This is a genomic window from Burkholderia sp. Bp8984 (assembly GCF_003853755.1).
Taxonomy (GTDB): Bacteria; Pseudomonadota; Gammaproteobacteria; order Burkholderiales; family Burkholderiaceae; genus Burkholderia.
In genome coordinates this window covers 49606-62525 of record NZ_QTQN01000005.1, presented here as the reverse complement: position 1 = coordinate 62525, position 12920 = coordinate 49606, and the positions used below count along the sequence as shown (strand labels likewise).

Sequence of the window (12920 nt, the reverse complement as noted above, 5' to 3'; positions counted from 1 at the left end):
AGTCGATCTGCCGGGGCACTCGCCGCGCATGCCGTCTGCCGTCATGCGGGCGGCGCCTCTGAAAGCGCCCGTACGGACTCGCCGCACGGGCGCGGTACCGCGCGCGTCATGACGACTTGCGCACGCGCAGGTACCAGTCGCAAAGCAGCCTCACCTGCTTCGGCGTATAGCCCTTCGCGACCATCCGGTTCACAAAGTCCTCATGCTTGCGCTGCTCCTCCGCCGAACCCTTGGCGTTGAACGAAATCACCGGCAACAGTTCCTCGGTATTCGAGAACATCTTCTTCTCGATCACGACGCGCAACTTCTCGTAGCTCGTCCACACGGGGTTCTTCCCGGCGTTCGCCGCCCGTGCACGCAACACGAAGTTCACGATCTCGTTGCGGAAATCCTTCGGATTGCTGATCCCGGCCGGCTTCTCGATCTTCTCCAGCTCCGCATTCAGCGCGGCGCGGTCGAAGCTCTCGCCCGTGTCGTGATCGCGGAATTCCTGGTCCTGGATCCAGAAGTCCGCATACGTGACGTAGCGGTCGAAGATGTTCTGCCCGTACTCCGAATACGACTCGAGGTAAGCCGTCTGGATCTCCTTGCCGATGAACTCCGCGTAGCGCGACGCGAGTACGTCCTTCACGAACGACAGGTACTTCTGCTCGGTCTCCGGCGGGAACTGCTCGCGTTCGATCTGCTGTTCGAGCACGTACATCAGGTGCACGGGGTTGGCCGCGACCTCGCTCGAGTCGAAGTTGAACACGCGCGACAGGATCTTGAACGCGAAGCGCGTCGACACGCCGGTCATCCCTTCGTCCACGCCCGCATAGTCGCGATACTCCTGGTACGACTTCGCTTTCGGATCGGTGTCCTTCAGGTTTTCGCCGTCGTACACCTGCATCTTCGAGAACAGGCTCGAATTCTCCGGCTCATGCAGGCGCGACAGCACCGAGAACTGCGACATCATCTTCAGCGTGCCCGGCGCGCACACGGCCTCGGCCAGCGACGAGTTGCGAATCAGCTTCTCGTAGATCTTGATCTCTTCCGACACGCGCAGGCAATACGGCACCTTCACGACGAAGATCCGGTCGAGCAGTGCCTCGTTGTTGCGGTTGTTGCGGAAGGCCTTCCACTCCGACTCGTTCGAGTGCGCGAGGATCACGCCGTCGAACGGAATCGCGCCGAATCCTTCGGTGCCCTTGAAGTTGCCTTCCTGCGTCGCGGTCAGCAACGGGTGCAGCACCTTGATCGGCGCCTTGAACATTTCGACGAATTCGAGCAGGCCCTGGTTCGCCAGGCACAGGCCGCCCGAGTAGCTGTACGCATCGGCGTCGTCCTGCGCGTACTGTTCAAGCTTGCGGATGTCGACCTTGCCGACGAGCGACGAAATGTCCTGGTTGTTCTCGTCGCCAGGTTCCGTCTTCGCGATGCCGATCTGCCGCAGGATCGACGGAAAGCGGCGTACCACGCGGAACTGGCGGATATCGCCGTTGTATTCGTGCAGGCGCTTGACGGCCCACGGACTCAGGATGCTCTTCAGGTAGCGGCGCGGAATGCCGTACTGCTCTTCGAGGATCGGGCCGTCTTCGTCGTAGTCGAACAGCCCGAGCGGCGATTCGTTGACGGGCGACCCCTTCAGCGCATAGAACGGCACACGCTCCATCAGCTGCTTCAGGCGCTCAGCGATCGACGACTTGCCGCCGCCCACCGGGCCGAGCAGGTAGAGAATCTGCTTCTTCTCTTCGAGCCCTTGCGCAGCGTGGCGGAAGTACGCGACCACCTGCTCGATCACTTCCTCCATTCCGTAGAATTCACGGAACGCGGGATAGACCTTGATAACCTTGTTCGCGAAGATCCGCGACAGGCGCGGGTCGATGCGGGTATCGATTTGTTCGGGTTCCCCGATTGCAGCCAGCATGCGTTCGCCAGCCGTGGCGTACGCTGACGGATCGTTCTTGCAGAGCGCGAGGTACTCCTCCAGCGAGAACTCTTCCTCTCGCGTTTTTTCGAAGCGGTTCGCGAAGCTGCTGTAAATATCCATGCTACCTCCCTCGCCTGAGTCTGAAGACGTGCCTGCCTTCTATGACTGCGCAGAAGCAAGCGCGTTCGAATTCATCCTAAACCCTTTCTTATTTTTTTTCACGAACTCTTCGTATGAAGTTCGTCATTCTCGACAACACCGCTTGGACAACGCATTTCGACGCTTTACAATCGATCTCCCGTGTCGCGGAAACGGCATCCGCGACGTCTCGTCGAGCATCGGAACGTCTCGTGCGTTGGACACCTCCGTCGTCGTCGCGGCACCCTTCACTCCCCCTTCATCCCTAGACGTTCGAGCGGCCGTTTACGACGACACGCTGCGCGCGCCGTTACAAATTTTTTTCGCATCGTCCGGAGATACCCGTAGTGCGGATGCGAACACGCAGTGCGCGGCGACGCACGAACTTTCACGTGCGCTGTCACATTCCATCGGTCGAAACGACGACGCCCGCATGTCGCGGGCGTCGTGTGCTGCCAAATGGGGAGAGATACGGGGAAAGATACCGGGGAGCGTTACCGCGAAAAGATGCGCGTCACGCGCGAATCAGAACGTTTCCCAGTCGTCGGCGCCGGCAGCCACCGGAGCGGGCGCGGCGGCCGCGGCAGCCGGCTTGCGCGCCGGCGCGGCGCGCTTCGGCGCTGCATCACGATCGTTGCGCGCCACGGCCGGCGCGGGCGGCGAAACCGGCACCGCAGCCGCTGCGGGCACCGCGCGCGGCGCCTGACGTGCGGCGGCAGCGGTCGCCGGCTGCGCCGCGTCGTCGTCGATCCGGAACACCGACGCCGTCTCGCGCAGGCGCGCGGCCTGTTCGTCGAGCGATTGCGCGGCGGCCGCCGCTTCCTCGACGAGCGCGGCGTTCTGCTGGGTGACCTCGTCCATCTGCGCGACCGCGCGCGCGACCTGGTCGATGCCGCCGCTCTGTTCCTCGGACGCCGCCGCGATCTCGCCCATGATGTCGGTCACGCGCTGCACCGCACCGATCACGTCGCTCATCGTGCGGCCGGCTTCGTCGACCAGCGTCGACCCCGTCCGGATGCGCTCCACCGACGCGTCGATCAGCATCTTGATCTCCTTGGCCGCGCTCGACGAACGCTGCGCGAGACTGCGCACCTCGCCCGCCACGACCGCGAAGCCGCGGCCTTCCTCGCCGGCGCGCGCGGCCTCGACCGCCGCGTTCAGCGCCAGGATGTTGGTCTGGAACGCGATTCCCTCGATGATCGCGATGATGTCCGCGATCTTCGCGGAGCTGTCGTTGATCTCGCCCATCGTGCCGACCACCTGGCCGACCACCGTATTGCCCTTGTTTGCAATCTCCGACGCGTTCGCTGCCAGCGAGCTTGCCTGCCGCGCATTGTCCGCGTTCTGCTTCACGGTGCCGGTCAGCTGTTCCATGCTCGATGCGGTTTCCTGCAGCGCGGACGCCTGCTCTTCCGTGCGCGACGACAGGTCGATGTTGCCTGCGGCGATCTGGCGCGCCGCGGTCGCGATCGACTCGCTGCCGCCGCGCACGGTGCGCACCGTGTCGACGAGGCCGCGCTGCATCCTCGCGAGACCGTCCAGGAGCTGGCCCATTTCGTCGCGCCGATGCACGACGATCGAGCGGCGCAGGTCGCCCGCGGCGATCGCGTCGAAATGCGCGAGCGCGTCCGCGAGCGGACGGCCGATCGCACGGCTGAGCGTCAGCCAGGAAAACGCGGCGGCAACCAGACCGGCCGCAAGCAGGACGATCGACAGCACGCGCAGCGTCTCGTACAACGATTCCGCGCGGTTGAAGCCCGCCTGCCCGTCGGTGAACTGGAAATTGCGCAGTGCTTCGCCCGCAACCGAGAGCTCGTTATAAAGCGTCGAGAGCTGCTTGGCGCCCTCGCCGATCCGGTCGTGGTCGCCCGCCGCGACCAGCCCTCCGAACGCGTCGCAACTGCGCTGCAGCGCCTGCCGCTTCGCGGCGACGTCCTGCGCGAGCCGGTCTTCCTCCGGGCCGCGCGGCAGTGCAAGGTATTTTTGCCACCACGCGTCGGACTGCGTGCGCATCGCGCGGCTGCGTTCCACGGCCGCAGCCGAGTCGGGCGTGCCCGCCAGCAGCGCGGCGCGATCGAGCGCCAGGCGCTCGCGCGCCGCGTACATTTCGGCAACGGCCACGTCGACCGCGCTCGGCATCTGGTTCGTGAAAATCTCGCGCGTCGCATCGTTCGAGCGCGTCATCCCGTACACGCCGAGTACGCCAATCGCGCCCAGCAGTACCGCGAGAAACGCCATCGTCAAACCGATGCGCGCACGTATCGTCAGGTTTCCGATCACCATCATTCTTCCTGTGTTGCGTCGTCGTGGACGGGCAAGGCCCGTTTTTCGAAACAGTGTTTCGCCCAGGTGTATTTACGACCGGATGTTGCGCAGCTTGATGGTATTCACATCAATTTTTTCAGCAATTCACCAGTTCATTACAGATTCCAGAATAATAGGGGCGAAGCATCGCCGGCCCGCTTCGTGAACGCGCACGGCAAGCAATCGAGGACAGACAAGTGGGGAAAGATGGCCGGCCGCCTGTTGTCGCACGCGCCGGCCGGGATGCGCGATCCAGCCCTATTCGGCCAGTTCGGCGAGCGTGGGAATCGACGGCTGCGCGCCTGCGCGCGTGACCGACAGCGCCGCCGCGCGTTGCGCGAAGCGGATGGCGGCATCGACGTCCGCGCCGGCCGCGAGCCGTGCGGCGAAACCGCCGATGAAGGTGTCGCCCGCCGCGGTCGTGTCGACCGCCTTGACGACGGGGGCCGGATAGTGGCGTGCCGCGCCGTCGGCCGTCAGCGCGAACACGCCGCGCGCGCCGAGCGTGATCAGCACATTGCGCGCGCCGGCTGCCCGCAATGCACGCGCCGCGGCTTCCGCCTCGGCCGGATTGCGCACCGGCAGCCCGGTAAGCGCGGCCGCCTCGACTTCGTTCGGGATCAGGTAATCGACCAGCGGCAGCCAGCCGTCCGGCAGCGGCGCGACGGCAGGCGCCGGATTGAGCACCACGGTGCGGCCGAGCCGCCGCCCGGCCGACAGCGCGGCGAACACGGCGTCCGGCGGCGTCTCGAGCTGGCAGATCAGCACGTCGGTCGCGGCCAGCGCCGCCTCGTGCCGCGCCACCGTATCCGTCGTGACTTCGCCGTTGCCGCCCGCGACGATCACGATCGTGTTCTGGCTGGCGTCGTCGACGACGATCAAGGCGACGCCGCTCGACGCCGTCTTGCTCGTCGCGAGCCGCGAGCAGTCGATGCCTTCGGTCTCGAGGCCGGCCCGCAGCGCGGTGCCGTGCGCATCCGCGCCGACGCAGCCGATCATCGCGACCTGCGCGCCGAGCCGTGCGGCCGCGACGGCCTGGTTGCCGCCCTTGCCCCCCGCGGCCTGCGCATACGCGTGACCGGCGAGCGTTTCGCCCGGCAACGGCAGCCGCGACGCCCGTACGACGAGATCCATGTTGAGGCTGCCGACCACCGTCACGCGGCCGGCGCCTGCCGCACGCGCCGTCATGGGCGAGCACCCGGCGCGGCCGGCTCGCGGTAGACCGCCGTCGATTCGCGCAGCACCAGACGCGGCGACACGACACGACGACGGCTCGGCGCGGCCGTCGAGCCGCCGCCGATCCGCTCGATCAGCGTCTGCGCGGCCATTTCGCCGAGGGCGCGCACCGACTGGCCGACCGTCGACAGCGCCGGATAGGTATAACGGGAGAATTCGATGTCGTCGAAGCCGATGATCGAGCAGTCGTCCGGCACGCGCATGCCGCGCTCGGCCGCCGCGCGCAGCGCGCCGACGCCCATCAGGTCGTTGCCCGCGAAAATCGCGCTCGGGTGCACCGACTCGAACAGCCGCGATGCCGCGTGATAGCCGCCCAGGCACGAAAAATCGCTTTCCGCGATCGCGCCCGGCACGATGTCGATCCCGCGCTCGGCCATCGCGCGGATGAAGCCGTGCACGCGCATCGCGCTGACGGCCGTGTCGGTCGGCCCGGTGATGCAGCCGATCTTCGCGTGCCCGAGTTCGAGCAGATGACGCGTCGCCAGGTAGGCGCCGCGTTCGTGGTCGATCTGCACGAGATCGGCCGCCAGCCCCTCGATGTTGCGGTCGACGACGACGAGCGGCGCATGCGCGTCGGCGAGCGTCTGCGCGAGCACCGCGTCCTCGCCGGCCGACGCGACGATCAGCCCGTCGATGCGCTTTTCCTGCAGCACGCGCAGGTAGTTGCGCTGCTTCACGGGATCGTCGTCCGAGTTGCAGAAGAACACGCAATAGCCGTTGGCCGCGCACTGGTCCTCGATGCCGCGCGCAAGCTCCGCGAAGTACGGATTCGTGCTGTTCGGCACGACGAGGCCGATGGTCGCCGTCGAGCGCGCCTTCAGCGAGCGCGCCACGGCCGATGGCACGTAGTTCAGCTCGCGGATCGCGCCTTCGACCTTCGCACGCACATCCGCGGACACCGGCCGCGAATTGTTCACCACGTGCGAGACGGTCGTAAACGACACGCCCGCCATGGCCGCCACATCCTTGATCGTCGCCATTTCCCGTTTCTCTCTGGTCTGCTTTCTGTGTAGTTTTACCGGGCGCGCGCGCGCCGGCTGCGATACGTATCGAGCACGACCGCCACCACGATCACCGCCCCGGTGATGATCCGTTTGGTCGGCTCGTTCGCGCCGATCTGCGCCAGCCCCGCGGCCAGCACGGAAATGATCAACACGCCGAAGAACGTGCTGATCACCGAGCCGCGCCCGCCCATCAGGCTCGTGCCGCCGATCACGACGGCTGCGATCACCTGCAGTTCGAGGCCCACGCCCGCGTTCGGGTCGGCGGCCTCGAGCCGCGAGATCTGGAACAGCGACGCGAGCCCCGCGAGCGCGCCCATCAGTGCGAATACGAGGATTTTATACGGCCGCGGGTTAACCCCGGCAAGCCGGACGGCTTCTTCATTCGTGCCGATACCGACAAGATAGCGCCCGAACACGGTGCGCGTGAGCACGAACTGCGCCGCGATCATCACCGCGACCGCGATCAGGAACGCCGGCGAGATGCCGAGCGCGATCGGGTTCGAGAGGAAATCGAACGCGTCGCCGATGTAGGCCGTGCGCGAATTCGTCAGCTGGTACGCGACACCGCGCGCGGCCTCGAGCACGCCGAGCGACACGATGAACGACGGAATCCGCCAGCCCACCGTGATCGCGCCCGTCAGCGAGCCGGTCACGGTCGCGACCGCGATCCCGATCAGCGCGGCGGGCAGCGGCCCCCAATGCCATTTCAGCGCGGCCACGCTGACCATCGACGCGGCCAGCGCGAGCACCGAGCCGACCGACAGGTCGATGCCGGCGATGATCAGCACGAACGTCATCCCGACCGACATCACGACGAGATCGGGGATCTGGTTTGCGATCGTGCTGAACGTATCGTAGGTCAGGAAATGCGAGCTGAGCGTCGAGAACAGCGCGATCATCGCGGCGAGCGCGCCGGCGAGCCCGAGATAGTTCGACACGCCGAGCCGCGTGCCGGACAGCGTGCGCGCGCGGCGCCCGGTCACGTCCTGCTGCGCGCCGGCGTCGCTCGGGGATACGGGAGGCTGGGTCATTGCTGTCGTCCTGTCGTCGAAGAGGCGGAAGCCGCGCGCGGCGCGCTTTCCGCATCCGGATGGCGTGCGCCGTCCGGCAGCGCTGCGCGGCCGAAGCCGGCGAACGCCGCGGCCAGCAGCGCATCCTGGGTCCAGTTGCCGCGTTCGAACACGGCGGTCATGCGGCCGGCCGACATCACGCCGATCCGGTCGCAGATCAGCATCAGCTCGCGCAGGTCGCTCGAGACGACCACCAGCGCCCGGCCCTCGCGCGCGAGCGCGCCCATCAGCGTGTAGATCTCGAATTTGGCGCCGACGTCGATCCCGCGGGTCGGTTCGTCGAACAGCAGCACGCCCATGTCGCGCGCGAGCCAGCGGCCGATCACGACCTTCTGCTGGTTGCCGCCCGACAGTTCGCCGACCGCCTGCGCGGCGCCGTGGGTGCGGATCCGCAGCGCGTCGATCTGCTGCTCGGCGAGCGCCGTCTCGCGCGCCGTATCGACGATGCCGCCGCGCGCGAGCCGGTCGAGCTGGCCGAGCGACACGTTCGACGTGACCGACTGCGACAGCAGCAGCCCTTCGCCCTTGCGGTCCTCGGTGATCAGCGCGATGCCGTGCTTCACCGCGTCGACGGGCGAGCCGATGCGCGCCGGCTTCAGCGGATCGCCGACCGCGATCATCCCGGCGTCCGGCGTGTCCGCGCCGTAGATCAGCCGCAGCAATTCGGTGCGCCCGGCACCGATCAGCCCCGAGATGCCGAAGATTTCGCCCGAGCGCACTTCGAGCGACACGTCCTGCACGGCCGTGCCGCGCGTCATGCCCGACACGACGAGGCGCGGCGCGCCGATGCGGCGCGCGCCGAGGTCGATGTGCTCGCCGACCTCGCGCCCGACCATCAGCGTGACGAGCCCGTCGGACGTCGTCGCGGCCATGTCGCCGACGTGCACGAGCCGGCCGTCGCGCAGCACCGCGACACGCTCGGCGACCCGCGCGAGTTCCTCGAGCCGGTGCGAGATGTAGACGATCGCCACGCCGCGCGCCTTCAGCCGGTCGACCTGCTCGAACAGCAGTTCGACCTCGCGCGCGGTCAGCATCGCGGTCGGTTCGTCGAGGATCAGCACACGGCAGTCGCCGATCAGGTTGCGCGCGATCTCGACCATCTGCTGGTGGCCGATGCCGAGCGCACCCACCGGCGTATCGGGATCGACCGCGTCGAGCCCGACCTGCGCCATCGCGGCACGCGCATCGTCGCGCAGCCGCGCGCGATCGATGATGCCGAAGCGCCGCGGCAGACGGTTCAGGAACAGGTTCTCGGCGACCGTCAGCGTCGGCAGCAGGTTCAGCTCCTGCATCACCATGCGCACGCCGAGCGCCTCGGCCTGCGTGCGGCTCGCCGGCGCGTAGGCCTGGCCGCCGAGTTGCATCGTGCCGGTCGTCGGGTCGACGAGCCCGCCGATGATCTTCGACAGCGTGCTCTTGCCGGCGCCGTTCTCGCCCGTCAGCGCGAGCGCTTCACCCGGCACGAGCGTCAACGTGACGTCGGCGAGCACCGGTTCGGCGTAGGTCTTGCCCACACCGGAGACGGACAGCACGGGAACGGCTGAACGGGAGGGTTGGAAGGTCGGTTCCATCGCGATCCTGGTTGCGGCCGCGCGCACGCGGCGCGCGGGTGTGACGCTCACAAGTGCATGTGCATGCAGTGGCCGTGATCGCGCTCACTCCGTATAACGGCCGCCGGGCCCGCTTCTTGAGGCCGGCGGCCGCGACGGGGCGGCGTTACTTCGTCACGAGATCCACCGGCGTCTCGACCACGCCGGACATGTCGGCCTGCTTGCGATGCTCGGCGATCGCCTTGAGCGCCGTGTCGATGCCGAACACGGCCTGTTTCGCCGCGTACTGGTCGGCGGTCGCGAGCACGCGGCCGTCCTTCAGCATCGGTCTGATCGCGTTGATGTTGTCGTAGCCGACCACGAACACCTTGCCCTGCTTGCCCGCCGCGCGCACGGCCGACACGGCGCCGATCGCCATGTTGTCGTTGCCGCACAGCAACGCGCGCAGGTTCGGGTATTCGTTGAGCATCGCGGACGCGACCGCATTGCCCTTGTCGATCTCCCATTCGCCCGACTGCACCGACACGACCTTCATCCCGCCCGCCTTCATCGCGTCCTCGAAGCCGGCCGTGCGCTGCTGCGCGTTGGTCGTCGTCGACACGCCTTCGAGGATGCCGACCTGGTCGCCCGCCTTCAGCCGCTTCGCGAGGTAGTCGCCGATCTTGCGCGCGCCCTTGCGGTTGTCGGGGCCGACGAACGGCACGTTCAGGTTCTTCGATTTCAGCACGTCCGGGTCGAGCCGGTTGTCGATGTTCACGACGGTGATGCCCGCGTCGACCGCCTTCTTCACGACCGGCACGAGCGCCTTCGAATCGGCCGGCGCGAGCACGATCGCATCGACCTTCGACACGATCATCTGCTCGACGATGCGGATCTGGTTCGCGGTGTCGGTCTCGTCCTTGATGCCGTTCGTGATCAGGTCGAACTGGCCGGCGTTGTGCTTCTGGTATTCCTTCGCGCCGTTTTCCATCGTCAGGAAGAACTCGTTGGCGAGCGACTTCATCACGAGCGCGACCTTCGGCTTGGCCGCGGCCTGCGCATGGACGGCCGGTGCGGCAGCGACCGCGACGGCGGCAAGCGCGGCGGTCAGGAAGCGACGGCGAAAGAGGACATTCATACACATCTCCTGGCGACTGGCCCACGGGCCAGATTATTGTTTGACTGTTGTTTTAATGAGAGCAAACGTTTGCGCTACACTTCCCGGGCATTGGCCATCGTTGCTGCTTGTCGGTACCACGGAATGGAAGCGAGGCAGACGGCCGACTGCCTGGCGCGTGCTGTCGTGACGCGCCACCGCCGGCGGGACGCCGGCGGAGTGGAAGCTATGCTGTACCGTTTCGGTTCGACGCGCAACCCGTCTGATCAATATTTAAGGGTTTATTCGGAGCGCGCGGTTGCACGTGCCGATTGCGGCGCGTTACATGATCGAAGCGAGGCACGCGCATGCGCCGTCTTGTTTTTCTATTGGTCGGCGATCAGATGACGGCCGCCGCTCACGGCAACCCGGCTTGTGAGCGACAGCTTCGATCGAAGGACCGACGCGTCGGCACGCCCTGAGATGGCGGATGCAGCATCGGCGCCCGATGCAACGCGTCCGAAGGGCGCCTGCCGCGCCCCCGGAACATCGTCCCGCCGTCAGACCGCTTCGCGCAGCAGCCCGGCGATTTCCGCTTCGTTCAGGTGCGGCGCGAACATCTCGATCAGCCGGTACGCATACGCGCGCAGGAATGCGCCCTTGCGCAACCCGACCCGTGTCGTGCTCGCCTCGAACAGGTGCTGCGTGTCGAGCGCGACGAGCCCGGTGTCGCGCTGCGGATCGAAGGCCATCGCTGCGACGACGCCGATCCCCATCCCGAGCTCGACGTAGGTCTTGATCACGTCCGCGTCGATTGCAGTCAGCACGACGTCGGGCACGGCGCCGGCCTGCGCGAATGCCTGGTCGATGTGCGAGCGGCCCGTGAAGTCCTGGTCATACGTGATGATCGGGTACTCGGCGATTTCGTCGAGCGTCAGGTTCTCGCGACCGACGAGCGGATGCCCCTTCGGCACGACGACCGTGTGGTGCCACGAATAGCACGGGAACGTGACGATGTCCGGATAGCGATCGAGCGCCTCGGTCGAGATGCCGAGATCGGCTTCGCCGTTCAGGATCATCTGCGCGATCTGCTGCGGGCTGCCCTGGCGCAGCGCGAGATGCACCTTCGGAAACACCTCGGTGAACTGGCGGATCACCTTCGGCAGCGCGTAGCGCGCTTGCGTGTGCGTCGTCGCGACGACGAGGTGGCCGCTGTCCTGGTCCGCGAACTGGCGCGCGACGCGGCGCAGGTTTTCCGCATCCAGCAGCATCCGCTCGATCAGCTGGTGCACGGCCTTGCCGGGCTCCGTGAGCCCCGTGAGCCGCTTGCCGCGCCGGATGAAGATATCGACGCCCAGTTCATCCTCGAGATCCTTGATCTGCTTCGACACGCCCGACTGCGACGTGTACAGCACGTTCGCGACTTCCGTCAGGTTCATGTTCTGGCGCACGGCCTCGCGCACGAAACGCAATTGCTGAAAATTCATGGGTATGCCTCTTAGGCTGTCGTTGTTTGAATGTCGATTCGGAGCGGTATCCGCCCTCTTCTCTTTACCGCGTCCGGGCGTCAGTGCGCGGGAAACACGCGGACCGCGCGCGGCACGGCCGTCGCGCCGTCGCCGACCTGCAGCGCGAGCGCACGCCACGCGTCGCGATCGAGTTCCGCTTCGAGTGCGCCGCCCGTGCGCGCCTCGAGTTCGACCCGCACCGAGCCGCCGAGCGGGATCACGCGGCGCACGTCGACCGCGATGCCGTCGCGATGGTCGTCGCCGGCCGGCCACAGCTGCAGGTCGTGCGGCCGCACGTATGCGTTCGCGGGACCCGCGAAATCGGCGTCGACCGCGATCGGCGCGGCCGCCCCCTCGGCCACGAAGCCGCGCCCGGCGACCGTGCCCGGCAACCGGTTCGCCGCACCGAGGAATTCGTAGACGAACGCGCTTTGCGGATGATCGTAGACGTCCTGCGGGCTGCCGACCTGCTCCACATGACCGCGGTTCAGCACGACGATCCGGTCGGCCACTTCCAGCGCCTCCTCCTGGTCGTGTGTGACGAAGATCGTCGAGATGTGCAGGTCGTCGTGCAGGCGCCGCAGCCAGCCGCGCAGTTCCTTGCGCACCTTCGCGTCGAGCGCGCCGAACGGCTCGTCGAGCAGCAGCACCTTCGGCTCGACCGCGAGCGCGCGGGCCAGCGCGATCCGCTGACGCTGGCCGCCCGACAGCTCGGACGGGTAGCGCTGCGCAAGCCAGTCGAGCTGCACGAGCTTCAGCAGTTCGTGCACTTTCTCGCGGATCACGGCTTCCGACGGCCGCTCGCGGCGCGGCTTCACGCGCAGCCCGAACGCGACGTTCTCGAACACGGTCATGTGGCGGAACAGCGCGTAATGCTGGAACACGAAACCGACCTGGCGCTCGCGCGCGCCGACCGACGCGACGTCGAGCCCCTGCAGCACGACCTGGCCGGCGTCCGCGTGCTCGAGGCCCGCGATCACGCGCAGCAGCGTGGTCTTGCCGCAACCGGACGGCCCGAGCAGTGCGACGAGCTCGCCCGGCGGAAAGTCGAGCGACACGTTGTCGAGCGCGGTGAAATCGCCGAAGCGCTTCTGAAGGTGACGGACGGTGATACCCATTCTGGTTG

Annotated in this window: 9 protein-coding genes; all 9 read right to left on the bottom strand. The window is 67.1% G+C overall.

All coding sequences use genetic code 11. The annotated features are described in order from the left end of the window. Window positions 1–106: 106 nt before the first annotated feature. Window positions 107–2029 (bottom strand): PrkA family serine protein kinase, encoded by a 1923-nt coding sequence (locus tag DID98_RS07345; protein ID WP_044843599.1) that lies wholly within the window; start codon window positions 2027–2029, stop codon window positions 107–109. A gap of 543 nt (window positions 2030–2572) precedes the next feature. Continuing rightward, complete coding sequence (locus DID98_RS07335; RefSeq protein WP_124570456.1) at window positions 2573–4330, bottom strand: methyl-accepting chemotaxis protein; 1758 nt, start codon at window positions 4328–4330, stop codon at window positions 2573–2575. Window positions 4331–4609: 279 nt separating this feature from the next. Continuing rightward, window positions 4610–5539: a ribokinase gene (gene rbsK / locus DID98_RS07330; RefSeq protein WP_124570455.1), complete on the bottom strand. Its 930-nt coding sequence runs from the start codon at window positions 5537–5539 to the stop codon at window positions 4610–4612. Next, the gene (locus tag DID98_RS07325; protein WP_044843601.1) at window positions 5536–6567 is read right to left on the bottom strand and encodes a LacI family DNA-binding transcriptional regulator; all 1032 of its coding nucleotides are present in this window, start codon (window positions 6565–6567) and stop codon (window positions 5536–5538) included. Before DID98_RS07325 ends, rbsK begins: the two co-directional genes overlap by 4 nt. 35 nt (window positions 6568–6602) lie before the next feature. Beyond that, entirely contained in the window at window positions 6603–7622 is a 1020-nt protein-coding gene (locus DID98_RS07320; RefSeq protein WP_044843602.1) for an ABC transporter permease, read from the bottom strand. After that, complete coding sequence (locus DID98_RS07315) at window positions 7619–9232, bottom strand: sugar ABC transporter ATP-binding protein (RefSeq protein ID WP_124570454.1); 1614 nt, start codon at window positions 9230–9232, stop codon at window positions 7619–7621. Before DID98_RS07315 ends, DID98_RS07320 begins: the two co-directional genes overlap by 4 nt. A 145-nt stretch (window positions 9233–9377) precedes the next feature. Beyond that, on the bottom strand, window positions 9378–10328 hold the full coding sequence (locus DID98_RS07310; RefSeq protein ID WP_044843604.1) for a sugar ABC transporter substrate-binding protein: 951 nt from the start codon (window positions 10326–10328) through the stop codon (window positions 9378–9380). 518 nt (window positions 10329–10846) lie between these two features. Then, entirely contained in the window at window positions 10847–11773 is a 927-nt protein-coding gene (locus DID98_RS07305) for a CysB family HTH-type transcriptional regulator (RefSeq protein WP_044843605.1), read from the bottom strand. A gap of 80 nt (window positions 11774–11853) precedes the next feature. Then, the gene (locus tag DID98_RS07300) at window positions 11854–12912 is read right to left on the bottom strand and encodes a sulfate/molybdate ABC transporter ATP-binding protein (protein ID WP_044843606.1); all 1059 of its coding nucleotides are present in this window, start codon (window positions 12910–12912) and stop codon (window positions 11854–11856) included. Window positions 12913–12920: the final 8 nt, after the last annotated feature.

What these genes read in the sequence shown, in the direction of transcription:
- DID98_RS07345 (WP_044843599.1), bottom strand. Translation starts at nt 2,029, where the DNA reads ATGGATATTTACAGCAGCTTCGCGAACCGCTTCGAAAAAACGCGAGAG.
- DID98_RS07335 (WP_124570456.1), bottom strand. Translation starts at nt 4,330, where the DNA reads ATGGTGATCGGAAACCTGACGATACGTGCGCGCATCGGTTTGACGATG.
- rbsK (WP_124570455.1), bottom strand. Translation starts at nt 5,539, where the DNA reads ATGACGGCGCGTGCGGCAGGCGCCGGCCGCGTGACGGTGGTCGGCAGC.
- DID98_RS07325 (WP_044843601.1), bottom strand. Translation starts at nt 6,567, where the DNA reads ATGGCGACGATCAAGGATGTGGCGGCCATGGCGGGCGTGTCGTTTACG.
- DID98_RS07320 (WP_044843602.1), bottom strand. Translation starts at nt 7,622, where the DNA reads ATGACCCAGCCTCCCGTATCCCCGAGCGACGCCGGCGCGCAGCAGGAC.
- DID98_RS07315 (WP_124570454.1), bottom strand. Translation starts at nt 9,232, where the DNA reads ATGGAACCGACCTTCCAACCCTCCCGTTCAGCCGTTCCCGTGCTGTCC.
- DID98_RS07310 (WP_044843604.1), bottom strand. Translation starts at nt 10,328, where the DNA reads ATGAATGTCCTCTTTCGCCGTCGCTTCCTGACCGCCGCGCTTGCCGCC.
- DID98_RS07305 (WP_044843605.1), bottom strand. Translation starts at nt 11,773, where the DNA reads ATGAATTTTCAGCAATTGCGTTTCGTGCGCGAGGCCGTGCGCCAGAAC.
- DID98_RS07300 (WP_044843606.1), bottom strand. Translation starts at nt 12,912, where the DNA reads ATGGGTATCACCGTCCGTCACCTTCAGAAGCGCTTCGGCGATTTCACC.